At 52.0% G+C, this 23,516-nt stretch carries 26 protein-coding genes and 1 riboswitch; of the genes, 13 read left to right on the top strand and 13 right to left on the bottom strand.

What is annotated here, in order from left to right; translation table 11 throughout:
• The first annotated feature begins 13 nt into the window (after positions 1-13).
• Together HBA93_RS11935 and HBA93_RS11940 are read left to right on the top strand one after the other, a co-directional pair.
• Positions 14-319: a DUF1244 domain-containing protein gene (locus tag HBA93_RS11935; RefSeq protein WP_221723410.1), complete on the top strand. Its 306-nt coding sequence runs from the start codon at positions 14-16 to the stop codon at positions 317-319.
• A 162-nt stretch (positions 320-481) separates the two neighbouring features.
• The gene (locus HBA93_RS11940) at positions 482-751 is read left to right on the top strand and encodes a DUF2312 domain-containing protein (protein ID WP_075657274.1); all 270 of its coding nucleotides are present in this window, start codon (positions 482-484) and stop codon (positions 749-751) included.
• Between the two features lie 62 nt (positions 752-813).
• Here the strand turns inward: HBA93_RS11940 and HBA93_RS11945 are convergent, their stop codons facing one another.
• Complete coding sequence (locus HBA93_RS11945) at positions 814-1,167, bottom strand: DUF1428 domain-containing protein (RefSeq protein WP_022709937.1); 354 nt, start codon at positions 1,165-1,167, stop codon at positions 814-816.
• A 72-nt stretch (positions 1,168-1,239) separates the two neighbouring features.
• On the opposite strand from HBA93_RS11945, the gene HBA93_RS11950 reads away from it, so the two are divergent.
• Positions 1,240-1,695, top strand: coding sequence for a MarR family winged helix-turn-helix transcriptional regulator (locus tag HBA93_RS11950; RefSeq protein WP_221723411.1), 456 nt, complete (start codon positions 1,240-1,242; stop codon positions 1,693-1,695).
• 111 nt (positions 1,696-1,806) lie between these two features.
• Positions 1,807-2,754, top strand: a complete 948-nt coding sequence (locus HBA93_RS11955; protein WP_221723412.1) for an aldo/keto reductase — start codon at positions 1,807-1,809, stop codon at positions 2,752-2,754.
• Between the two features lie 63 nt (positions 2,755-2,817).
• Here HBA93_RS11955 and HBA93_RS11960 read toward each other — a convergent pair whose 3' ends face one another.
• The 3 genes from HBA93_RS11960 to HBA93_RS11970 form a co-directional block, all read right to left on the bottom strand.
• Positions 2,818-4,629, bottom strand: a complete 1,812-nt coding sequence (locus tag HBA93_RS11960; RefSeq protein WP_221723413.1) for an ABC-F family ATP-binding cassette domain-containing protein — start codon at positions 4,627-4,629, stop codon at positions 2,818-2,820.
• 160 nt (positions 4,630-4,789) lie between these two features.
• Complete coding sequence (locus HBA93_RS11965; RefSeq protein WP_075657278.1) at positions 4,790-5,074, bottom strand: YMGG-like glycine zipper-containing protein; 285 nt, start codon at positions 5,072-5,074, stop codon at positions 4,790-4,792.
• A gap of 110 nt (positions 5,075-5,184) precedes the next feature.
• Positions 5,185-5,826, bottom strand: coding sequence for a thiamine diphosphokinase (locus HBA93_RS11970; RefSeq protein WP_221723414.1), 642 nt, complete (start codon positions 5,824-5,826; stop codon positions 5,185-5,187).
• A gap of 185 nt (positions 5,827-6,011) precedes the next feature.
• Positions 6,012-6,122: riboswitch (TPP riboswitch) on the top strand.
• Between the two features lie 67 nt (positions 6,123-6,189).
• Between HBA93_RS11970 and thiB the strand changes: the two genes are divergently transcribed.
• From thiB to HBA93_RS11990, 4 genes are all read left to right on the top strand, one after another.
• Positions 6,190-7,191, top strand: a complete 1,002-nt coding sequence (thiB, locus tag HBA93_RS11975) for a thiamine ABC transporter substrate binding subunit (RefSeq protein ID WP_221723440.1) — start codon at positions 6,190-6,192, stop codon at positions 7,189-7,191.
• A gap of 70 nt (positions 7,192-7,261) precedes the next feature.
• Positions 7,262-8,908 carry a thiamine/thiamine pyrophosphate ABC transporter permease gene (gene thiP, locus HBA93_RS11980; protein ID WP_221723442.1) on the top strand — a complete coding sequence of 549 codons (1,647 nt, stop codon included), beginning with the start codon at positions 7,262-7,264 and terminating at the stop codon, positions 8,906-8,908.
• Positions 8,905-9,639, top strand: a complete 735-nt coding sequence (locus tag HBA93_RS11985) for a thiamine ABC transporter ATP-binding protein (RefSeq protein WP_122092626.1) — start codon at positions 8,905-8,907, stop codon at positions 9,637-9,639. The genes thiP and HBA93_RS11985 overlap by 4 nt, the downstream gene beginning before the upstream one ends.
• Positions 9,640-9,999: 360 nt before the next feature.
• Complete coding sequence (locus HBA93_RS11990) at positions 10,000-11,505, top strand: M48 family metalloprotease (RefSeq protein ID WP_221723415.1); 1,506 nt, start codon at positions 10,000-10,002, stop codon at positions 11,503-11,505.
• 97 nt (positions 11,506-11,602) lie between these two features.
• Here HBA93_RS11990 and HBA93_RS11995 read toward each other — a convergent pair whose 3' ends face one another.
• The 5 genes from HBA93_RS11995 to HBA93_RS12015 all read right to left on the bottom strand — a co-directional run bounded on the left by HBA93_RS11995 (position 11,603) and on the right by HBA93_RS12015 (position 14,746).
• Entirely contained in the window at positions 11,603-12,328 is a 726-nt protein-coding gene (locus HBA93_RS11995) for a hypothetical protein (protein ID WP_221723416.1), read from the bottom strand.
• 131 nt (positions 12,329-12,459) lie between these two features.
• Positions 12,460-12,585 carry a type B 50S ribosomal protein L36 gene (ykgO, locus tag HBA93_RS12000; protein ID WP_075657282.1) on the bottom strand — a complete coding sequence of 42 codons (126 nt, stop codon included), beginning with the start codon at positions 12,583-12,585 and terminating at the stop codon, positions 12,460-12,462.
• 241 nt (positions 12,586-12,826) lie between these two features.
• Positions 12,827-13,900, bottom strand: a complete 1,074-nt coding sequence (locus tag HBA93_RS12005; protein WP_221723417.1) for a 5-(carboxyamino)imidazole ribonucleotide synthase — start codon at positions 13,898-13,900, stop codon at positions 12,827-12,829.
• Positions 13,901-13,903: 3 nt separating this feature from the next.
• Positions 13,904-14,410 (bottom strand): 5-(carboxyamino)imidazole ribonucleotide mutase, encoded by a 507-nt coding sequence (purE, locus tag HBA93_RS12010; RefSeq protein WP_221723418.1) that lies wholly within the window; start codon positions 14,408-14,410, stop codon positions 13,904-13,906.
• A gap of 132 nt (positions 14,411-14,542) precedes the next feature.
• The gene (locus HBA93_RS12015) at positions 14,543-14,746 is read right to left on the bottom strand and encodes a YdcH family protein (RefSeq protein WP_033315775.1); all 204 of its coding nucleotides are present in this window, start codon (positions 14,744-14,746) and stop codon (positions 14,543-14,545) included.
• Positions 14,747-15,080: 334 nt separating this feature from the next.
• Here HBA93_RS12015 and HBA93_RS12020 point away from each other — a divergent pair, with 334 nt between their 5' ends.
• Positions 15,081-15,263: a YdcH family protein gene (locus HBA93_RS12020; protein ID WP_028233180.1), complete on the top strand. Its 183-nt coding sequence runs from the start codon at positions 15,081-15,083 to the stop codon at positions 15,261-15,263.
• Between the two features lie 96 nt (positions 15,264-15,359).
• Here the strand turns inward: HBA93_RS12020 and HBA93_RS12025 are convergent, their stop codons facing one another.
• On the bottom strand, positions 15,360-16,745 hold the full coding sequence (locus tag HBA93_RS12025; protein ID WP_353619352.1) for an MFS transporter: 1,386 nt from the start codon (positions 16,743-16,745) through the stop codon (positions 15,360-15,362).
• A 68-nt stretch (positions 16,746-16,813) separates the two neighbouring features.
• Between HBA93_RS12025 and HBA93_RS12030 the strand changes: the two genes are divergently transcribed.
• Positions 16,814-17,212 (top strand): helix-turn-helix domain-containing protein, encoded by a 399-nt coding sequence (locus HBA93_RS12030; RefSeq protein ID WP_221723419.1) that lies wholly within the window; start codon positions 16,814-16,816, stop codon positions 17,210-17,212.
• A 33-nt stretch (positions 17,213-17,245) separates the two neighbouring features.
• Here the strand turns inward: HBA93_RS12030 and HBA93_RS12035 are convergent, their stop codons facing one another.
• Positions 17,246-18,532, bottom strand: a complete 1,287-nt coding sequence (locus tag HBA93_RS12035) for an MFS transporter (RefSeq protein ID WP_221723420.1) — start codon at positions 18,530-18,532, stop codon at positions 17,246-17,248.
• Positions 18,533-18,773: 241 nt separating this feature from the next.
• Entirely contained in the window at positions 18,774-19,070 is a 297-nt protein-coding gene (locus tag HBA93_RS24760) for a DUF1192 domain-containing protein (RefSeq protein WP_502910103.1), read from the bottom strand.
• A 126-nt stretch (positions 19,071-19,196) separates the two neighbouring features.
• Here HBA93_RS24760 and HBA93_RS12045 point away from each other — a divergent pair, with 126 nt between their 5' ends.
• Together HBA93_RS12045 and HBA93_RS12050 are read left to right on the top strand one after the other, a co-directional pair.
• The gene (locus HBA93_RS12045) at positions 19,197-20,201 is read left to right on the top strand and encodes an NAD(P)H-quinone oxidoreductase (protein ID WP_221723421.1); all 1,005 of its coding nucleotides are present in this window, start codon (positions 19,197-19,199) and stop codon (positions 20,199-20,201) included.
• A 143-nt stretch (positions 20,202-20,344) separates the two neighbouring features.
• Positions 20,345-21,031, top strand: coding sequence for a DUF1013 domain-containing protein (locus tag HBA93_RS12050; RefSeq protein ID WP_121994106.1), 687 nt, complete (start codon positions 20,345-20,347; stop codon positions 21,029-21,031).
• A 150-nt stretch (positions 21,032-21,181) separates the two neighbouring features.
• Here HBA93_RS12050 and HBA93_RS12055 read toward each other — a convergent pair whose 3' ends face one another.
• Entirely contained in the window at positions 21,182-23,110 is a 1,929-nt protein-coding gene (locus HBA93_RS12055) for a propionyl-CoA synthetase (protein WP_221723422.1), read from the bottom strand.
• A gap of 203 nt (positions 23,111-23,313) precedes the next feature.
• Here HBA93_RS12055 and HBA93_RS12060 point away from each other — a divergent pair, with 203 nt between their 5' ends.
• Positions 23,314-23,481, top strand: coding sequence for a hypothetical protein (locus HBA93_RS12060; protein ID WP_022711757.1), 168 nt, complete (start codon positions 23,314-23,316; stop codon positions 23,479-23,481).
• Positions 23,482-23,516: the final 35 nt, after the last annotated feature.

Consider the following 23,516-nt stretch of genomic DNA (forward strand, 5'->3'; position numbering starts at 1 on the left):
GAAAGGAAATTGCATGACAAATATTACGGATAATCAGCGTCTGGCCTATGAGGCTGCCGCTTTTCGCAGGCTGGTTGAGCATTTGCGTAACCGCACCGATGTTCAGAATATCGATATGATGAACCTGACCGGTTTTTGCCGCAACTGTCTGTCCAACTGGTTTCAGGAAGCCGCCAATGCCGACGGTAATGCGCTGACCAAAGACGAAGCACGCGCCGAGATCTACGGCATGCCTTATGATGAATGGCGGGAAAAATATCAGGCACCGGCCAGTCAGGCGCAGCAGGATGCTTTTTCTGCACGAAAACCAAGCCACTAACAGATATTTTAACCAGTATCTTACCGCTTAGCGGCTAGTTTAGATTTCAAGATTCTTAAATCCATTGCTTGACCATGCGCTGCATGTGAGGCAACCAAGACCACCTGTTTTAAGACCTGCGACTCGCCCGGCGTTTCATACGGTCTTGTCTATAATCGGAGAATGATATTGAGCGACGATATTACCGGCGACAGCGCCCAGTCCATTGCAGTCGGCCAGCTGCGTGCATTTATTGAACGTATTGAACGTCTGGAAGAAGAAAAGAAAACCATCTCTGATGATATCAAAGAGGTTTTCGCTGAGCTGAAAGGCTCCGGCTTTGACTCCAAAGCCGTACGCACCATCATCCGCCTGCGTAAGAAAGAAGCGCATGAGCGTCAGGAAGAAGAAGCGATGATACAGCTTTATATGGACGCGCTCGGCATGAGCTGATTTCAGCACCGCTGAAACAAAAAGGGGGCTTTCACCCCCTTTTTTATTGTTAAAAATCAGCGTTAAACATCAAGCAGTTTTTCAAAACCACCATAGATCATCCGCTTGCCGTCAAAAGGCATGGATTCACCCATCGCCTGCATGCGGGGATCTTCCATCATTTTCTTCCAGGTTGTATCGCGCACAGTTTTGTTCGGAAATTCAATCCAGCTGAACACAATAATTTCGCCGTCTTTGGCTTGCACGGAACGGCGGAAATCCGTCAGCTTGCCATCCGGCACATCATCGCCCCAGCACTCAACAATGCGGGTGGCGCCAAATTCTTTAAAAATCACAGCCGCTTCAGCTGCATGTTTACGGTAGTCTTCTTTGCGGTTTTCCGGCACAGAAGCGACAAAACCCTCGACATATCCCATTTTCATTCTCCTCCTTGTGGGCAACCTTATTCTTGCGTTGACTTAATATGTTGATATCAACATAATTGTAAAATGTCAATGAATGTACCATTTTCGACCACATTGGAAGTCCGTGATACATGTCTGTGCCTGCACGCACAGCGCGCAGCCCGTGCTTTAGCCCGTTATTTTGACGATGCTTTGAGGCCTTTCGGACTGACAAACGGCCAGTTTTCTTTGCTGATGGCTTTAAACAGGCCTGAACCGCCATCCATCGCACCGGTTGCCCAATTGCTGGCCATGGATCGCACGACTTTAACGGCCGCACTTAAACCGCTTCAGAAAAAAGCACTGATAGAAATTATACCAGATGCTGCCGACCGACGCAGCCGTTTATTGTTGCTGACTCCAAAAGGTTTAGCTCTGCTGGCAGAAGCAGTTCCTGTCTGGCGGCAGACCCACGCAGAACTGGAAAACAATCTTCTGAATGGTAACGGCGATTTTTTACGCTCTATGTTGCTCAGCCTTGGGAACATCACTCCGGTATAAAACACAAAGCTGTGTTATCAGAATAGTTTGCCGCGCTTTTTCTTTCCCTCCGCATCTTTTTGGTCATAATTCATTGCGAACGAATAATGCATATCCTGCGGAGGAAACGGAATGCGCTTGAAACAACTTGGACGGTCAGATTTACAGGTTTCACCTTTCTGCTTCGGCGGCAATGTGTTCGGCTGGACAGCTGATGAAACCACATCTTTTGCCTTACTCGACCGTCTGCTCGATGCCGGCCTGACATTTCTTGATACGGCCAATGTCTATTCCCGCTGGGTAGAGGGGCATAAGGGCGGTGAATCGGAAACCGTTATCGGCAACTGGCTAAAAAGCCGTGGCAGTCGTGACAAGATGATCATTGCCACCAAGGTCGGTGCCGATATGGGCGAAGGCTTTACCATGGCGCCTGCCCATATCCGTGAATGTGTTGACGCTTCGCTCAAGCGCTTGCAGACAGATTATATTGATCTCTACCAGTCGCATTATGATGATCCGAATACGCCGTTTGAGGATGTCCTCGGTACATTTCAGGATTTGATCAAGGCCGGTAAAGTCCGTGCAATCGGTGCGTCCAATATCACCGGCGAGCGCCTGCAAAATGCATTGGAAATTTCAGAGAAACATAATCTGCCGCGTTATGACTCATTGCAGCCGCTGTATAATCTTTATGACCGCAAAGATTATGAAACCACGCTGGAACCGGTTGTGAGCGCCAATCAGGTTGGCGTTATTCCTTATTATACGCTGGCGGCCGGTTTCCTCACGGGGAAATATCGCAGCGAGAAAGATCTGGGCATCAGCCCACGTGGTAACAGGGTCGGCACCAGCTATCTCAATGAGCGCGGATTGAAGATTCTGGAAGCGATGGATCAGGTGGCAGAACGCTATAGCGTGACTGTGGCGCAGATTGCGGTTGCATGGATGATGGCCCAGCCGTCAATCACAGCGCCGATTTCCAGCGCCACAAAGATCGAGCAGCTGGAAGAGCTGATCAAAGCGACTCAGCTGACGCTCGATCAGGACGCATTAAACGACTTGAACACAGCCAGTGCATAAAACAAAAAGCCTGCCTGAAATATCATTCAGGCAGGCTTTCATCTTTTCAGTGCGAAGGAAAAATCAGCCTTCAATTTCCTCACGCAGCATTTCCAGTTCCAGCCATTCTTCTTCATGGGTTTCATTCTCGCTGCGTTTCTTTTCAATCTCAGCAGCGATCTTGGCAAACTGCGCAGGATCTTTGGTATAAAGCGCCGGATCAGCCATTTTCGCTTCAAGTGCTGTAATTTCTGCACTCAGCTTTTCCATCTTTGCCGGTAATGTTTCCAGTGCAAATTTCTGCTTGTAGGACAGTTTGCGCTTTTCATCGCGTTTTGGTGCGGGTGCAACCTCGGCCTTGTCACTACCTGCAGGCGTTGCAGATTTTACCTGACGGCGTGCCAGCGCTGTTTCTTTACGCTGCGCCATCATATCCGTATAACCACCGGCATATTGCAGCCAGCGCCCGTCACCTTCCGGTGCAATCACCGATGTTACCGTGCGGTCGAGAAAGTCACGATCGTGGCTCACCAGAATAACGGTGCCTGCAAAACCGGACACCAACTCCTGCAACAGATCCAGCGTTTCCATATCCAGATCGTTGGTCGGCTCGTCGAGGATCAGCAGGTTGGCCGGACGGGACAAGACCCGTGCCAGCATCAGACGAGCGCGCTCACCGCCGGATAATTCACGAATTGGTGTGCGTGCCTGTTCCGGCTGAAACAGAAAGTCCTTCATATAGGAAACAACATGGCGCTGCTCGCCATTCACCACCAGCGATTCACCGCGCCCGTCTGTCAGGTAATGCGACAGGGCTTCATCCGGATTGAGCTCACGCTTCTGATCAAGTTCGGCAAAATCCAGATTAACACCGAGACGGATTGTTCCGGAATCCGGTTCAAGTTTGCCGGTCAGCATCGACAGTAATGTGGTTTTGCCCGCACCATTTGGACCCACAAGGCCGATACGGTCACCGCGATTGACGCGGATGGAGAAATCCTTGACCAGCACACGCTCATCATAGGCTTTACTGATCTTATCTGCTTCAATCACCAGCTTGCCGGATTCTTTCACATCGCTGGCCTGCAGCGTTGCCACGCCTTGCGCATGACGATGGGTGCGGAATTCATGGCGCATTGTGTGCAACTCGCCAAGGCGGCGCATATTGCGTTTGCGGCGTGCGGTAACGCCATAGCGCAACCAATGCTCTTCCCGGACGATCTGACGGCCGAGTTTCTGATGATCGCGCTCTTCTTCTTCCAGAACTTTGTCGCGCCATTCTTCAAAATGCGCAAAGCCCTGTTCAATACGGCGTGTCACACCGCGATCCAGCCAGATCGTAGCGCGGCTGACATTTTCCAGAAAACGACGGTCATGGGAGATCAGCACAATCGCCGAGCGGATCTGGCGCAATTCCTGTTCCAGCCATTCAATCGTTGCGAGATCAAGATGGTTGGTCGGTTCATCCAGCAGTAGCACATCCGGCTGCGGGGCAATGACCCGTGCCAGCGCTGCACGACGTGCTTCACCGCCGGAAAGCTGCTCAGGTGTTTCATCGCCGGTCAGTCCCAGATTTTCCAGAAGATAGGCCACGCGATACGGATCATCGGTCGGGCCGAGACCTGCTTCCACATAATCACGTACATTGGCAAAACCATCCATATCCGGTGCCTGTGCCAGATAGCGGATGGTTGCGGAAGGGTGGCGGAAAACCTCGCCGCCGGTCGGTTCAACCATACCGGCTGCAATTTTCAAAAGCGTGGATTTACCTGAACCGTTACGCCCGACCAGCGCAATACGCTCTCCTTCGCTGATCGACAGCCCCGCATCCTCCAGCAGCGGCGTGCCGCCAAATGTCAGGCTGATCTGGTCAAGTCGGAGAAGAGGAGGAGCCATGGATAATTACGCTTTAAAAAGAGAGGCCGAAGATTGTTACTGCTCATTACTGCATATTGCTGCAAACAGGAACCCTCGCGGCAAATTTCCTGAACTTGATACGAAGGCATAAAAAAACAGGCCGGAAACCGGCCTGTTTTTAAATTCAATATTGTAACAATTAGTTACAAGGCGCTTCGTAAACGCGGCCGTAATTGTCGCGGTAGCGGCAATACTGAACACCGTTACGGGTCTGTGCTGCACCGAGCAGGGTACCGGCAACCGCACCGATTGCAGCACCAGTCAGGGCGCCACGGCCGTTACCGCCAATTGCGCCACCGGCAAGCGCGCCGAGTGCTGCGCCGCCCACACCGTAACCGGCGGTGCGCTGTTCGCCTGTTGTACAGGCAACAGTCGAAAACGCGAGCACTGCTGTTACTGCGATCATAGAAAGACGTGATTTCATCTAAAGTTACTCCCGTTGAGGCTACTCACTTGCCATAATCTCCTGCATTTTATAGCAAAAAGAAGACGGCAACTATCAAAACAATTTACAGGTTTTTACGTTCAGTCACATCAGATTGAATCAATGGCAGGCGATGCGACTAAAATTGCCGCCCCTCCACCTAACGTCACTGTTAAGTTTTCTTTTACCCTATTTGAGAGCGTTAAAGAAGAGCCAAATGGTACAGTCACATTATCCAGTGGCCATTCGGCGCCGGAAATTGATAATCTGGTTAATGTCTCAAATCCCAGAATACTGAATAATGTCTCTTCCGGCAGGTCAAAACCGGTTTTCCCGTAGATCAGCGGTGTTGCTTCTTCATGGCCGCTGGAGAGAAATATTTTTCGTCCTCTATGTGCCTGCGCCACAGCCATGCTGAGATGCAGAAATGTATGATCTGTGCGCTCGCCGCCAAAAGCGCCGGCCAAAATCACTTCTGTTGCGCCGCGTTCATAGGCTTCATGCAATGCCAGCTCACCATCGGTCATATTTTTTGCAACGGGAAAGACCTGTCGCTCAACGTGTCCATATTGTGTGGCCAGTACCGTGTCTGTGGAATCAAAGTCACCGAGCCATAGTTCCGGTACCACGCCAAGGCCGGCCGCATGGCGCATACCGCTGTCTGCCGCCAAAACACGTGCACCGGCAATCTGCTTTTTCAGCCGCGAAGTGGCGGTCAGATCACCGCCGAGAAGAATGAGAAATTTTGACATGGTGTTGCATATCACGCTGTTTCACAGACCGGAAGCCTGGAGCGTGTCGCGTTTAATCGTACCTACTGTGCTCGCTCCGGATTTTTTAATTGCCGCATGTTCGCGGCAACTCAACTGAAACCATTTGAGCCCGACATGCTCTAACAATCCTCTTGCTCCGTAACGCTGTTTTATCCTATTGTCCGCCCGCTCTAACGGGGTGCCTTCGGTTTCCGAAGGCTGAGAGGCCGGTCTCCGGCTAACCCGCTGAACCTGATCCGGTTTGTACCGGCGGAGGGATTAGATGCTGTCCGGCTTCCGGCGCTCAATCCTTGGATCAATTCATAACCAGAGGAGAGCCCGCGCGGCTGTTATCTCATGCTTATCAGAAATCTACTTCTCACAACCGGTTTTCTGTCTGTTTTAAGCCTTGGTGTCAGTGCAGCACAGGCTCAGGATCTGACGATCTATACCTATGACAGTTTTACATCTGACTGGGGGCCGGGCCCGAAGGTTAAAGAGAATTTTGAAAAATCCTGCGGCTGCACTGTCAATTTTGTCGCTGTTGCCGATGGTGTGGCTTTGCTCAACCGCCTGAAACTGGAAGGCAAATCCACCAAGGCAGATATTGTTCTGGGGCTTGATACCAATCTTATTAATGATGCCAAAGCCACGGGTCTGTTCGCTCCGCATGGATTGGGCGATGTGAAAAGTAATGTGCCTGACAATTTTCAGGACGAGGTTTTCCTGCCTTATGATTACAGCTATTTCGCTGTGATCTATGACAGTGAAAAGCTAAAAAATCCGCCGAAATCCATGGCGGAACTGATTGACGGTGATGCTTCGCAGAAAATCATTCTGATGGATCCGCGCACGTCCACACCGGGCCTGGGCATGATGCTCTGGGTGAAAGATCTCTATGGCGACAAGGCTGCGGAGCAGTGGCAAAAGCTCAGCAAACGCGTGTTGACAGTTACACCGGGCTGGTCTGAGGGCTATGGCCTGTTCACCAAAGGTGAAGCACCGATGGTGTTGTCCTATACGACTTCTGCCGCCTATCACATGATCTCCGATAAAACCGAGCGTTATAAGGCGGTGACTTTTGAAGAAGGTAATTATCTCCAGATTGAACTGGCCGGCCAGACGATAAACGGCGCAAAAAACCCGCGCGCTGCAGAGTTTTTGAAATTCATAACCACAGCCGGTTTTCAGGATGTTATTCCGCAGACCAACTGGATGTATCCGGCCTATGACACATCTGCGCCGCTCGATGCGGCTTTTGATGCTCTGCCAAAACCGGATAAGAGCCTGCTGATTGCTTCTGAAACCGTTGCACAAAACCGCAAAGCATGGGTTGATGAGTGGCTGAAAGCCATGAGCCGCTAAGACACAACTGTCTATGACCTTGAATATGACTGCACCCGCCGCACCTGTGGCGGGGCAGCTACGGAGAAATATGCAGGCCTTCCGTTTTAAAACTGTTTCAGGCTTTATCGCGCTGCTTCTGCTGCTGGTTCTGACCGGCGGTGCTTTGCTGTCACTTGGCATTCAGGGGCTGCAATCCGATAGTGATGCTCTGGCCGCTTTTGACAGCTATTTATGGAATATTACGCGATTTACGTTGCTGCAGGCATTGTTGTCGGTTCTGCTCTCAGTGCTGTTTGCGTTGCCGGTTGCCCGTGCACTCCACGCCAATACCGCATTTCGCGGTCGCAAATTGCTGCTGCGCTTTTTCGCGGTGCCTTTGACATTGCCGTCCTTGGTCGCCGTCTTCGGCATTACCAGTATTTACGGGCGCAATGGTTTTATCGCACAAGGCAGTACGGCTTTGGGGCTGCCGCTGATACCGGATATTTACGGCCTGACCGGCATTTTGCTGGCACATGTATTTTTCAATATGCCGCTTGCGGTACGTTTGCTGCTTGCCAGTCTCGAATCCATTCCGCAGGATTACTGGAAACTCTCAGCGCAATTGGGTATGGGCGGTTTTGCTCGCTTCCGGTTGATCGAATGGCCGGTGATTGCCCGAAATCTGAGTGGTATTGCAGGGCTGATCTTCATGCTCTGCGCAAGTTCTTTTACCATTGTGCTGACATTGGGCGGAGGCCCCCGCGCGACTACGCTGGAAGTTGCCATCTATCAGGCCTTGCATTTTGATTTTGATCTGGCGCGTGCTGTTGCTCTCACACTCACCCAATTACTGCTGACTATTGGCGTTTTATGTCTGCTGCGTCTGACCGGCAAGCCAACCGAAGAAGGTCTGTCTCTGGCTACGACCAACCGTGATTATATTCACCACGGCAAATGGTCGAAAATCTCATCAGGTATCATTATCCTCTTTGCCACCCTGTTCATTGCTTTGCCTGTTCTGGGGATGGTTCTGTCCGGTCTGGGCTCTGATTTGTGGCGTTTGCTGAATGAAGCCGTGGTACAGCAGGCAATTATCACCTCGCTTTTGCTGGCTTTTGGCGCAGCCAGTCTTTGTGTCGTGTTGTCGCTTACGCTGGTCACTGCACGTGAATATAGCGCCGCACAAAATCTTAAATCCCCAAAGCGGCTGCGCAGCTTTTTCACCACCGCTCTCGACAGCGGTTCCAGCCTGGTGCTGATTATTCCGCCGATTGTGATCGGTGCGGGCTGGTTCATATTGCTGCGCCAGTTCACCGATGTGTTCACGCTCGCGCCTTTCATGGTCATTGCGGTGAATGGTGTCATGGCCATGCCTTTTGCGGTGCGCTTGCTGCGTCCTGCATGGGACAGCGCAGCGGCACAGAATAACCGGCTCTGCACTTCGCTCGGTATCAGCGGGCTTAACCGTCTGCGTCTGATCGACTGGCCGGTCATCCGCCGCCCGCTTATCCTGAGCTTTATCTTTGCCATGGCACTGTCCATGGGGGATCTCGGCACGATTGCTCTTTTCGGCAGCGATGCGGTGCAAACCTTGCCTTATCTTCTGCTGCAGCGCATGGGTAGCTATCGTACCAGTGACGCGGCAGGCCTTGCCCTGATCCTTGCCGCTATCTGCTTTGCGCTGATGCTTATCACTGATAAAACCGGCAGCCGGATCAATTCAGGCAAATCTACTGAGCGGAATGCCTCATGACACGACATAATGCTGCAATTACTCTCGACAATGTTCGTTTCTCCTTTGGGGCGACAGACATGCTGTTTAACCTGCATTTAAAGGCCGGTGAAACCGGTGTGATTGTGGGCCCGAGCGGTTCCGGTAAATCGACATTGCTCAATCTGGTTGCCGGATTTGAAGCACCGTTATCCGGCCGTATTCTGATCGGTGATGAGGAAATCAGCAGCGAAGCCCCCGCCGGACGACCGGTTACTATGGTGTTTCAGGAGAATAATCTGTTCGCGCATCTTGATGTGCGTGCCAATGTCAGCCTCGGGCGGTCGCCTTCGCTCAAACTGAGTGAGGCAGACCGGCTAGCAGTTCAGAATGCCATTGACCGTGTGGAGCTGACCGGTAAAGAAAACCGCAAACCGGAAGCGCTTTCCGGCGGTGAGAGGCAACGTGTTGCGATTGCCCGCGCATTGGTGCGTGACAAGCCTGTTTTGTTGCTTGATGAGGCTTTTGCTTCTCTTGGTCCTGCTTTGCGTCAGCAAATGCTGGATCTGATCCGTGATTTGCAAAAGGAAACCGGCATCACTGTTCTGATGGTGACGCATACACCGGAAGATGCACTGCGTTTCGATTCAACGCTGTTTTTTCTCAAAGAGGGGCAAATCAGAGAGCAGGGGGATGCAGCTGTGATGCTCTCGTCCTCCGGCCCTCAGCCGGTGCGTGACTATATGGGCACGTCGGGGCATAAAACATCCTGATTACAATATGATAATCAGATTATCATATTGAATGACGTGATATTGACACAAAGCATTGCGCAGTTAAATGCTCGCATCGGGTCGCCACATATGAGGTTGTTCAGGCGATCCGGAGCGGACGCATTACAATCATTTAATACGACCGGCTCTGGTTAAACAGAGAAGCAGCCTATATCTACTAATGATGCAATAGCTGACAATTTGTGAAATGCCGCAAAAATCATTTCACTTCTATTCAGAAGCGCATTGTTTATATTGCGGACAATTCGTTTACAGACCAGCAGACAGAATCGCTGAACAAGCCGTGCAACCTGCACCGCCAATTCAGCTTTGAAGTAAAACGGGGACACGACACTGGATATGTTTTTAAGGGCAGCACGGTTTTCCGCAGCGGAAAAGCCCTCTATTTCTCCAGTTTTCAAACGATCAGCCGCTATTGGTCTGGTTGCGCTTTTATCTGCCTGCCGTACTGTAGATTTCAGCGATCCCGATGTGATCGGTCCGTCGTCCAATCCGGTAACGGTTGCCAATGTCAGCAAGAATGACAAGCTGGCACAACTCGGTGCACAGCAGCATCCGCGTATTCTCGCTACCTATGGCGGGGAATATAAAGATGCCAGACTTGAGCGCATGGTCGCAAAGATCGTCGGCAATCTCACAACGGTTTCTGACAATCCTGACCAGACATACCGCATTACAATTCTCAACAGCCCTAATATCAACGCTTTTGCTCTGCCCGGGGGCTATCTCTATGTGACCCGCGGCTTGCTGGCGCTTGCCAATGATTCATCTGAAGTGGCTGCTGTTATCGCGCATGAAATGGGGCATGTTACTGCCAATCATGGTATTCTGCGGCAGGCAAAAGAAGCGGAATCGGTGCTTGCCAAGCGCGTTGCTTCCGAGGTGCTGCATGATGATGCGGCAGGACGTGAGGCGGCAATCCGCAGCAAATTGCGTCTTGCCCAGTTCTCGCGCAATCAGGAATTACAGGCCGATGCTATCGGCATTAAGATGATTGGTGCTGCGGGTTATGACCCGTTTGCTTCGGCGCGCTTTCTGCAGTCGATGGAAGCCTATACGGGTTTCCGCTCAGTCTCCGGCGCGACCGACGCCAGTCTCGACTTTCTGGCCAGCCATCCGGCCACACCGCAGCGCGTTGATCTGGCCATCGGCCATGCACGCCGCATCGGTGCACCGGGTGTCGGCACTACCGACCGTCCTTCATTCCTGAACGGAATTGACGGCCTGCTCTATGGTGACACGCCGCAAGAAGGCTTTGTGCGTGAGCGCACCTTTATTCACCCGAAACTTGGGGTGACTTTCAGTGTTCCGCAAGGCTTTACGATTGATAATTCAGCCAATGCCGTTATGGCTAGCGGCCTGGGTGAACTGGCTATCCGCTTTGACGGTGCAGCGCTGCCGCAGGGCGGTGATCTTGCAGCCTATCTGCGCAGCGGCTGGGTGACGGGCCTTGATGAGCAGTCTGTACAGACAACCACAATCAATGGTCTGCCTGCAGCCACTGCGCGTGCCAGTGCGGACAAGTGGCAGTTTGAAATTGTTGTTATCGCTTCCGGCCAGAAGGTTTATCGCTTCCTCGTCGCTGCACCGAAAAACAGCGGTGCTTTGAGCGCAACAACGCAGGCGACTACACAAAGCTTCCGCGTGCTGACACCGGCGGAACAGGCTGCAGCAAAACCGTTGCGTATCCGTGTTATCAGTGTGAAAGCCGGAGATACGCTGGGCTCACTGGCCAACCGTATGCAGGGAACAAATCGTAAGCTTGATCTCTTCCGCCTTCTGAATGCTCTTCCGAGCGGCGGTACGGTTTCAGCAGGCGACCGTGTGAAAATCATCAGCGAATAAGTAAAAAGCCCCGTAAGGGGCTTTTAGAGCGCGTGTGCCAGACTTGGCACTACACAAGGTCGTTCTAATACTTTAAAATTATGCTCTAAATGCGGGCTCAGAGGGCGGTATCGCTGTCGGCTTCCGTGAGCTTCAGCATTTCATCCTGCGCTTCTTTCATCATCGGATAAACACTCAAAGCCTGTTCATAAAGCCGGAGGGCACCTTTGCGGTTTCCGGTTTCGCGCAGCAAAGTTGCGTAATTGATGAGAACATCAAAATTGCGCGGCTCTAAAATCATTGCCTGCCTGATGTCATTGAGGGCAGGAGCCAGCTCGTTGCGGCGCAGATGCAGGCGGGCGCGCAATTGCCAGACCGTTGCATTGTCAGGGCGCTGTGCCATCACCTCGTCAATATAATCCTGCGCCTCGGCCTCGCGGGACTGGTTGAGGGCGGTTTCAGCCCAGCGCAGCATCAGATCCAGACTATCGCTGCCGGTGCGCACAAAGCTCTGGCGTAAGCGGCTGGCTATGGCATGGGACTTCTCCGGCGTGGATGCCTTGCGCAAATCCGTGAACAGCTGTTCCTGTTCTTTCCTGCGGGTTTCAGTGAGCGGTCCTGTCATTTCCACATCGGGGTTTTTCGGTTTCTCTTTGGGCTTTGCCGCCGTGTTGTTGATTGGTGCCGGTTTCGGAGCCTCAGGTATTGTCACTGCAGGCGGCATAGGCTGCAATTCTGTCTTGCCGGTGGTGCTGATATCTTCTGCCGCAGCAAAGCCCGCAGCACCCGTTATCATCAGGGCTGATATCAGAGAAACGGTGAGGGAGCTGCGTGTCTTGGTCATAGTGCTATCATAAAGCAGAAACCGGCTGATTAAAGGCATAAAAACAGCGCCGGTAAATTAATACCGGCGCTGTTAAAATTCTCTGCAACTTACTGCACTGGGATCGTTGTTAAACTTTCCCGCTCAGCTCATTAACCCTGGCGGGCTTTAAAGCGAGGAGCAGTTTTGTTGATGATGTATACGCGGCCCTTACGACGAACCAGCTGGCAGTCACGATGACGGCCTTTGAGCGCTTTAAGCGAATTCTTGATCTTCATGTTACTCACCAATGTGTTTGGCCCGAATTGGGCATATTCCTGGAACGTGTCTCATTTCATTAGAAACGCTGCGCTCGTTCCAGCTCTTTGTTTCTATACATGCCTTGTTCCCAAAACCGTTTCCCGTATTGGGAGCATGTTTCAGAGCGAGCCAAAGAGCACGTTTGAATGGTTGAGGTGAAATAGTCAATGAATGGGTCAATTGTCAACCATTGATGCGCACAGAACCCGCAAAACGGTGTTATTTTCCGTTTTTAATGCGTGTGACATGCCCCATTTTGCGTCCTTCACGTGCTTCGGCCTTGCCATAGAGATGCAACACCGCATCCGATTCTGCCAGAATCGCCGGGACTTTGAGCACATCATCACCGATCAGGTTTTCCATGACGCAGTCGCTGTGGCGTCGCGGATCACCGAGCGGCAGGCCGGCCACAGCACGGATATGCTGCTCAAACTGCGAAACAGCGCAGGCCGCTTCTGTCCAGTGACCGGAATTATGCACGCGCGGTGCAAATTCATTGGCAACTACAGAACCATCCGGCAGAACGAAAAATTCAAAGCCGAGCACGCCGACATAATCCAGCGCATGAAGCAGCTTCTGTGCGGCCTCGGTGCAGGCTGCTGCGGTTTCAGAGCTGACCGATGCCGGTATGGTTGAGGTATCGAGAATGCCGTTCTTGTGAACATTTTCTGCAATGTCATAAAGGCGGACATTGCCTGCCTTGTCGCGTGCGGCAATGACAGAAACTTCACGGGTAAACTCCACTAAGCCTTCAAGAATTGCCGGAGCATTTTTAATGGCAGCAATGGCTTCAGCCGCAGCGTCATTATCGAGGCTGTTCAGGCGCACCTGACCTTTGCCGTCATAGCCGAAACGGCGGGTTTTCAGAATGCCGCGCTCGTTCAGCGCGCCAAACGCTGCGACCAGATCCTGCACATCGTCAACCACACGCCATGGCGCGGTGGCAATGCCGCTCTCATTGAGAAACTGTTTTTCGGCAACGCGATCCTGCGAGATTTCCAGAGCCAGCGGTGGCGGGGAAACAATGTTTTTTGTTGCGAGAAACTGTGCGGCTTCTACCGGCACATTTTCAAATTCATAGGTGATGACATCGCAGGCTTCAGCCAGTTCCAGCAAGGCGGCGCGATCATCATAGGCAGCCACGATCTGGTGATTGGCGACCTGTGCGGCAGGGCAATCCGCTTGCGGTTCCAGAATAATGGTTTTGAAGCTCAGGCGCGCTGCCGCCATGGCCAGCATACGGCCAAGCTGACCGCCGCCGATAATCCCGATTGTTGATCCTGCTTGCAGCATGGCTCAGCCCTCATCTTTCGGGGCAGCAGCCACGGCATCGGTCTGGGCTTTGCGATAGGCATCCAGACGGTCTGCCAGCGGCTTGTCATGCAGTGCGAGAACCGCAGCGGCAAGCAGTGCAGCATTGGTGGCACCGGCATTGCCGATGGCTACCGTGCCGACAGGAATACCCGCAGGCATCTGGACGATGGAAAGCAGCGAGTCCTGACCCGACAGCGCTTTGGACTGTACCGGAACACCAAAAACCGGCAGCGGCGTCATGGATGCAACCATACCCGGCAGATGGGCGGCACCGCCTGCACCGGCGATAATCACATGAAAGCCCTGATCGCGTGCCGTTTTGGCAAATTCAACCATGCGATCCGGCGTACGGTGCGCAGAAATAATACGGGCATCATAAGTAACCCCCAGCGTATCCAGTGCCTGCGCTGCATTGCGCATGGTCGGCCAGTCAGACTGGCTGCCCATAATGATGGCGACTTTCGGGGAAGTTGGTGTGTTATCTGCCATGAAATGTCCTGTCAGGTGCTGGATTTAAAAAATAAAAAATCGGTCAGGCTTCGCAAAAGTCTGCCGGTCTTTTATCTGCGGTGAGAATATGAAGTGATCGGATCAGGTTCAGGCCCGAATTCATGCCCAAGTTCAGGCAATAATATCCGGAATGATTTTATCTTCCAGCTTGCTCAGCTGATCTTTGATCGCGAGTTTTTTCTTTTTCATGCGCTGAATGCTGAGCTGATTACAGCCGGTTTGCATCATCGCATTAATGGCAAGATCAAAATCCGTGTGTTCCTGGCGCAACCGTGCAACGGAGAGGCGAATTTCGGCTTGTTCCTGATCGGCCATGGCATATTCCATCTGATCTTGTCTTCACGGGGAGAACAGAACCACGGACATCTGCATTTATCGCGCACCATTACAGGTTACGATTTTCACAGAAGCACCGCAGGTCAGTATAATCCGCCCTTTTTCAGCTTTGCCGTAGCACAAATTTGGCAAAGTTGAAATGTGCCAAATATGAATTCGACATTAATCAAATCTCATGCAAGACTGTCATTGTTTTGTCATAGTCTGGTTCGAGGCTGGGAGCTGTCACAAGCAAGTTCCTGCAGGCCGAACGGGTCTTGGAGCCTGATCTGCTGACAAAATGAGAGTGACGCGTAAATATAAAGGAGAAGCAATAATGGCACTTGAATCCCATCTTGCCTCACTGGAAAAGAAGCATGATGCACTGGAAAAGGAAATTTCCGACGCCGCAGCATTGCCAGCTACTGATACGCTGACGATCGCCGATCTTAAACGCAAAAAGCTTTATCTGAAGGAACAGATAGAAAAGCTTAGGACACAAGTCACCCGACATTAACTACGCTAAACTGTAAAGCACAGTTTCAGACAGAACCGCCGGATGGGCAGGCTCTGAAAGATGAGGTGCAGGCCGGATATCAGGCCCGCACCGGATTTATTTTCTTATGCTGATGAGCGTGATTATCAGCGAAAGCAGTGCGAGTCCTGCCGCCGTCAGTAAAGTGACAGTAAAGGCAAATCCGACGGATTTTACTGTTGCATGAACAAGTTCTTCCTGTCCGAGTGCTGTAATAAATATTGTGGTCATGACAGACGCGCCGGTCATCAGTCCCAGATTGCGTGACAGGGCCAGCAATCCGGACAAGATACCGCGCTGGTCTTCGGGTGCTGTAAGCATGATGGCTGTATTATTGGCGGCCAGAAACAGCTGAAAACACGGTGTCAGCATTATCAGAGATAAAATATATCCTGTAGTTCCGAATCTGACGGGCAGTAAAGCCATGCAGATGAGCGCAATGCTCATGACAGCCAGCCCGCAAACCAGCGCGCGTCTTATGCCGAACCGGTCCGTGATACGTCCTGCAGGAATACCGGCCAGCGCCGCAACAACAGGACCAACAGCGACAACCAGTCCTGTTGTCGCTTCCCTCAGCAGCAGGCCGAATGACAAGAAAAATGGCCCGACCACCAACATCGCCATCATCACTGAGCTGATGAGCAGGTTGGTTATCAGCGAGGCGCTGATAACAGGATTGCGCAAGAGTGACAGAGGCACCAGCGGCGAAGAAGACCGGCTTTCAACATCTACAAAAATTATCAGGACAAACAGAACCGCCGGAATGGTGACAGCCATATCCCAGTTCAGTCCGTTTTTATTTCCGGTCGTTATCACTGCATAGAGAAACAGCATAATAGCCAGTAAGGCCGCGCCTGACAGATCCAGCGAGCGGCTGGTTATATGGTTTGGCGGTGACGCCGGTATCGCTTTGATTGCCGGAACCAGCAAGATAAAACCGGATATTGCCAGCAGGAGAAAGGCAGAACGCCAGCCAAAGACAGCAATCAGGACGCCGCCGAGTGCAGGGCCAAGCGCTGTACCGATTGCTGACATGGAGCCGAGAAGCCCCAAGGCGGAGCCTGTCTGTTCGCCGGAAACCATGCCTCTTATGATTGAGACCGGTAATGCCATAAGGATGGCACCGCCTATGCCCTGTATTGCTCTGGCTGCAATGAGCAGTGTGAGATTTGGTGCTGCAGCACAGAGCAGCGAGCTGACCGTAAATATTATCAGGCCGGTCAGCAGGATAAAACGCTGGCCGTACAGGTCGGCACAACGCCCCGCCAGCACAATCACTATTGTGACGGACAACAGGTAAATCAGCACAATCCACTGAACCGCAGACACAGGAGCATCCAATGTTCTGCTGAGCGCCGGTAATGCGACAGCGGTGATGCTCACGGCCATGGAGGCCAGCAGTATGGAACCTGAAAGAGCAAGGATTGCAAGGCGTGGGGAAGTGTCTGAGAGGGCGAAACGCACAGCGGTTCCTCTTGTGGCTTGTTTGAGTCGCTGTTACATTGCCACTTCAAGTCAACTTGAGGTCAAGTATGAAACTTCTTGATATAGGTGTGCTGGCGGAGAAGAGCGGAGTGTCACCTTCCGCACTCCGTTATTATGAGGAGATCGGGCTGATCGAATCCTTCAGCCGCCATGGTTTGCGCCGTCAATATGCACCGGAAGTGCTGCAGCAACTGGCTTTGATTTCGCTGGGGAAGATAGCGGGCTTTCCGCTGTCCGAGATGAAAGGCATGTTTGGAAAAGACGGTTCGGCTGATCTGCCGCGGCAGGCATTGCATCAGCGGGCAGACCAGCTGGATTTGCAGGTCCGCCAGCTGGCAACACTCAGCAAAGCCTTGCGGCATGTGGCTGAATGCCCTGCAGAAACCCATACGGAATGTCCGAAATTCCGCAGGCTGATGCAGGCAGCGCTCCATGCCCGTAAATAGCTATATTGGGTAAAAGAGCTAACTATTCGTGCGTCAGTCCTCTGATTTTGCCGGTTCCGGTACAGGGGCGGATTTATCTTCCTGTGCAGCTTCAGAGCGCGGATCAAGCAGCACACTTTCCTGTGTGGCAGGGCGTTCGGCAGCCATGCTCTGGAACTGTTCTTTTTCCGATGGCAAAGGTGATGCGCGTTTACGTGAGCGCAGAATAGCATAACCGGCAATGGTCAGATGGGACAAAGCAGTGACCAGAAACAGGCCGGAAGGCCATAAATTATTCATCGATTCCGCAGCAATCAGCGGCCCGAGCATGGTGCCGAAACCATAAAGCAGCAGCAAACCACCGGAAACCTTGACGAAAGTCTCAGGTGTTGCGTGGTCATTGGCGTGGGCAACCGCAACCGGATAAATCGCATAAGCAAGCGAACCGTATAATGCGGTCATGACCAGAATGAGTGTGCCGTTGGTTGGTGCGATTGCAAAAATCAGAAAACCGATAAGAGCTGCGGAACCGGCAACGCTGGCCATGACATAACGGCGGTCAATACGGTCGGAAAAACGTCCGACAGGTATTTGCATTAATGCACCGGCAGTAATGGTGAAGCTGACCATCAGCGCGATTGTGGTTTTATCAATACCGCTGAGCGAGCCGAAAACCGCACCGAGTGTACCCCATGCACCATTGGCAATACCAATCAGAATAACGCTGACAAAGGCAACCGGAGAATTGGAATAAAGCTTTTTCAGATCAAGTTGGACTTCGGTCAGCGGGCGCGGCGAAGATGCTTTGGATGCTGCGGTTGGTAGCAGCGCAAGGCAGAAGAAGATCGCGGCAATCATAAACAGCGAACTGCCTTCGACATCGCCGGTAATCACCAGCATCTGGCCGGTCATGACAGCACCGTAGTTGACCATCATATAGAGGCCGAAAATTTTACCGCGTGTTTCATTGGTGGCTTTTTCATTCAGCCAGCTTTCAATCACCATGAAAATACCGGCCATGGCAAAACCGGTAATGGCGCGCAGAACCACCCAGATTGAAGCGTCAACCATCAGGCCGGTCAGCAAAACCACAATCGCCGCAGTTGATGCGAAAAAGCCGAAAGCCCGCACATGTCCGGCACGGCGCACCAGACGCGGTGCAAAAATACAGCCAGCAACGAAACCGCCTGCCCATGTCGTACCAATCAGACCCAGAGCCGTAACCGAGAAGCCTTCCACATTTCCGCGCAGTGGCAATAAAAGACCATGCAGACCTGAACCGATCAGCAGAAAAGCGGTACCGCAAAGCAGTGCGAAAATCTGGACATAAGAACGGAACACGCAGAATCCTTTATTTTATTGCAGGCTGTTTTACAGTTTTCTGATCTTGAAACCTGTTCGTCCGAAACTGCAAGGTGAAATTGCCGCTTCGGACAGATTGAGTGTAACCATGCTGACCTATCACTTGAAAGAGTGCAAGGCTTTGTATTGATGAGATATTGTGTCAGGTAAAATTAAAAGAACCTCCGCCTGTTTGAGAGCAGAGGTTCTGAAACTTGGTACATCCGGAAATAGCAAAGGCTTACAGACGAAACAGTGCCTCAGCGGCTGCGCGGCTGCTGTTTCTGTCATTGCGATCGGTTTCGAGACGGCGGATTTCCGCTTTAAGCAGAGCAATACGGTTGTCGATTTCAGCGGCTGAAAGCAGGGTGACATCCTCACCGACAGAGTGGGTGAATGCTGGCTTTTCCTGCGCATCATTATCAAAGAACATGGCGTTTTCCTCACTTCCTGCTGCAGCCTGTCCACGGCAGCTTTCAATATGGTTCGCAATATTCGTGACCTGTCTGCCTTTAAATGCAGGGCGGGCAGGCCACATAAGTTTTCAGCATCTCACAAACCTGCATCATTAGCGATATGATTTTTATGGATTGCATCTTTTCTGCATAATATGGCTAGATCAGGGAAAGCGCTTTGGGCGGATCAGAGAATTTAAGGAGCGGATATGACAACAGAACTTGCTTCCCAGATGACGGCAATTGCGATTGAACAGGCCGGTGCGCCATCGGTACTGAAATCGGTCAGGCGTGCCGTGCCGCATCCGGGCAAAGGCGAAATTCTGATCCGTGTGAAAGCTGCGGGTGTGAACCGTCCTGATGTGTTGCAACGACAAGGGCATTATCCGCCGCCTGCCGGTGCTTCAGATTTGCCGGGGCTGGAAGTGGCCGGTGATGTGGTGGCTATTGGCACAGGCGTGCAGCGCTATAAGGTCGGTGATGCCGTGACTGCTCTTTTGGCAGGTGGCGGCTATGCTGAATATGCTGTGGTTTATGAGAGCAATGCGCTGCCACTGCCATCCGGTTATGGCTATGTGGAAGCGGCGGCTCTTCCGGAAACACTTTTCACGGTCTGGCACAATGTGGTGCAGCGCGGACAGTTGCAGACCGGTGAGACATTGCTGATTCACGGCGGCAGTTCCGGTATCGGTACAACGGCAATTCAGCTTGGCAAGGCACTGGGTGCCAAAGTAATTGTGACGGCCGGCTCTGCGGAGAAATGCTCTGCCTGTCTGAAGCTTGGGGCGGATGTTGCGATTAATTACCGTGAGCAGGATTTTGTCGAGCAGGTTAAAGCTGCCACCAATAACAAGGGTGCAGATGTTATTCTCGATATGGTTGGCGGGGATTATGTCGACCGTAATTATGATGCGGCGGCGGTTGAAGGACGCATTGTGCAGATCGCTTTTCTTGGCGGAGCCAAAGCGAAAGCCAATTTTGCCAAGCTGATGACTAAACGTCTGACCCATACCGGTTCGACCCTGCGTGCGCGTGATGTTGCTTTCAAAGCGCAGATTGCGGCGGAACTGGAATCAAAAGTCTGGCCGTTGCTGGCAAGCCGCACTATTTCTCCGGTGATGGATATGATTTATCCGCTGAAAGATGCATGGCGTGCCCATGAACGTATGGAAGAGGGCAATCATATCGGTAAAATCGTCCTCGACGTCGCATAACCACTGAGAATGCGCTGAATTCCTGTGCAGGGTTTTCTTGCTCATTGTGTAAAATTTGGTTATAGAGGGAACGAATTCCCGGAAATTGTGGTTTACCCCACGTCCCGCGCTACCGGAGCGGGCGAACGAGAGGATTATATCTTATGGCCACTCAGCTTCTTATGCCTAAGGCAACAGCCGTATGGCTTGTCGATAATACTGCTCTGTCTTTTGACCAGATTGCAATTTTCTGCAAACTGCATGTGCTTGAAGTGAAAGCGATTGCAGATGGTGAAGCTGCACAGGGTATCAAGGGTCTTGATCCGGTTATTACCGGTCAGCTTTCCCGTGAAGAAATTGCGCGGGCTGAAAAAGACATTAATTACCGTCTGAAACTGTCCGAACCAAAAGTGCGTGTACCGGAAGCCAAACGCAAAGGCCCGCGTTATACACCTTTGTCCAAGCGTCAGGACCGCCCGAATGCGATTCTCTGGCTGGTGCGTAACCATCCGGAACTGAAAGATGCCCAAATTTCCCGTCTGATCGGCACCACCAAATCGACCATTGAACAAATTCGTGACCGTACTCACTGGAACTCGGCCAATCTTCAGCCGATGGATCCGGTAACATTGGGTCTCTGCTCGCAGATTGATCTGGATATCGAAGTTGACCGCGCAGCACGCAATCGTCCGATTGAGCCGGAATCCGGTGATACATTGCTGCCGGCATCGGCAACAGAAAATCTGGATTACAGCCGTAATGACGAATCGGATGAGCTGGATGCGGATAAAGTCTTCGCCAAGCTTTCTTCGATGAAGAGCGCGCCGGAAGACGAAGAAGACGATCTGTAAGATCTCTTTGTATTTGTAGTTTGAAAGAGCCGCCGAATTATCTCCGGCGGCTTTTTTTGTATCAGAGCGGTTCCAGTTATGACTGAAACATTGGAACCGCTCTGATTATTGGTATTACGTAAACCGGTTCCCACTGTTGCTGGAAATGCTTTAAGCAGCGGGCTTGGTGCTTTCCGAGCAGGTGCCGATGCCGCGTTTATGAAGACAGTCACGGATATCATCCAGTGTCTGCGGGTCTTCGATTGTGGCAGGCATTTTCCATGGCTCGTGGTCAGCAATTTTTTGCATGGTTGAGCGCAGAATTTTACCGGAGCGGGTTTTGGGTAATTTGCTGACTGTCAGAACTGTGCGCAACGCGGCAACAGGCCCGATCTGATCGCGTACCCGTTCCACACATTCTGCTTCAATTTCACTATGGGCTTGTGTCACACCGGCCTTGAGCACGATAAAGCCGCAAGGAATTTGTCCTTTGAGCTTATCGGCAATGCCGATCACCGCACATTCTGCCACCTGTGGATGACCGGCAATCACCTCTTCCATCGAGCCGGTAGACAGGCGATGTCCCGCAACATTGATGATGTCATCAGTGCGGCTCATAATGAAAATATAGCCGTCTTCATCCATGTAACCGGCATCAGCGGATTTATAATAACCTTTGAATTCATCAAGATAGGCTTCATGGAAGCGCTGGTCGGCCTGCCATAAAGTCGGCAGGCAGCCGGGCGGCATCGGCAGTTTGATGACAATATTGCCCAGCTCACCGGTTTTTGCCGGATGTCCGGCATCATCCAGCACCTGTACATCATAACCGGGCATTGGCACGCAGGTGGAACCATGTTTGACCGGCAATATGCCAAGGCCGCGCGGATTGCCGGCAATCGGCCAGCCGGTTTCGGTTTGCCACCAGTGATCAATCACAGGGCGGTTGAGCATCTGCTCTGCCCATTCCAGCGTATTCGGATCAGCGCGTTCTCCGGCGAGATAAAGTGCTTCAAGGGTAGAGAGATCATATTGATGCAGAAGCTTACCTTCGGGGTCTTCTCGCTTAATCGCGCGCAGAGCGGTTGGGGCAGTGAACAGCACTTTCACCTTGTGCTCGGCAACGACGCGCCAGAATGTACCGGCATCGGGCGTGCCGACCGGTTTGCCTTCAAACAGCACTGTTGTGGCGCCGATCAGCAGCGGGGCATAGACAATATAGGAATGGCCGACGACCCAGCCGATATCTGATGCTGTCCAGAAAATATCACCTGCACGAATGTCATAAAGCGCGCCCATCGACCAGGCTAGCGCAACCATATAGCCGCCATTGTCGCGCACCACACCCTTAGGTTTGCCTGTGGTACCGGAAGTGTAGAGAATATAAAGCGGATCGGTGGCGGCAACGGATGTACAAGGCACATCACGTCCTGCTGCCTGCTCACAAAGCTCTGTAAAGTCGTGATCGCGGCCTGTGATGAGTTCGCATCGGCATTGTTCACGCTGATGGATCAGACAATGCTTTATCTGATGTTTGGCGCTGGCAATGGCTTTGTCGAGTAGCGGTTTGTAGCTGACCGTTTTATTGGCTTCCAGCCCGCAGGAACTGGCAATAATCAGGGCAGGGGTGGCGTCATCAATGCGTGCTGCCAACTCATCGGCTGAGAAACCGCCAAAAACCACAGAATGAATTGCACCAAGGCGGGCACAGGCCATCATGGCAAATAATGCCTGCGGCACCATCGGCATATAAATCAGTACCCGATCGCCTTTTTGAATGCCGAAATCCTGCATCACGGCACTGAGCCGCATCACCTGTTCCAGAGTCTCGCTATAGGTAAAACGAGCCTTCTGGCCGCTGACAGGACTGTCATAGAGAATAGCGGGAACATCACCGCGACCGGCCTCGATATGGCGGTCAAGCATGTTGTAGCAGGTGTTACATGCAGCGCCTGCAAACCATCGTCCGTAAGGGCCTTGTGCAGGGTCAAAGATTTTTGTCGCTGGTTTATACCAGTCAATGAGTGCGGATGCTTTGCCCCAGAAAGTTTGGGGATCATTTTTCCATGCCTGATAAATTTCGGGATAAGCCGAAGTCATGTATTCCTCCCATTGCAATGCAAGCTTTGCTTGCACCTCTCAGGCGCAGAATAACTTTCACCGGATCTTTGTGCGGTTTTGAAAAATATAAACTACGCCATTCTCCTCAGCCGATATTAATCCACACTGTTAAAGTGACGTCCATTCGACTAAAGAGGGGGCAAGATACAAGTCAGGTCGTAATAATATTCAGAGGATGCGCAATGGCAAAGATTGCACCGGTTTTATTGCTGATCCTGATGGGATTACATCTGCTTAAGCCATTGGGACTGCCGGGGTTGAAGCGGCGCAGTGATTTTTGGAAAATCGCCGTTGCTGCCATTGCCGTGATGATGATTACAGTCTTGCTGCAGGCTCATACCGGTTATTAAAGGTCAGATATAAAAAAAGCCCGCGTTAAACGCGG

It is taken from the genome of Ochrobactrum sp. SFR4, from assembly GCF_019730395.1.
GTDB lineage: Bacteria > Pseudomonadota > Alphaproteobacteria > Rhizobiales > Rhizobiaceae > Pseudochrobactrum.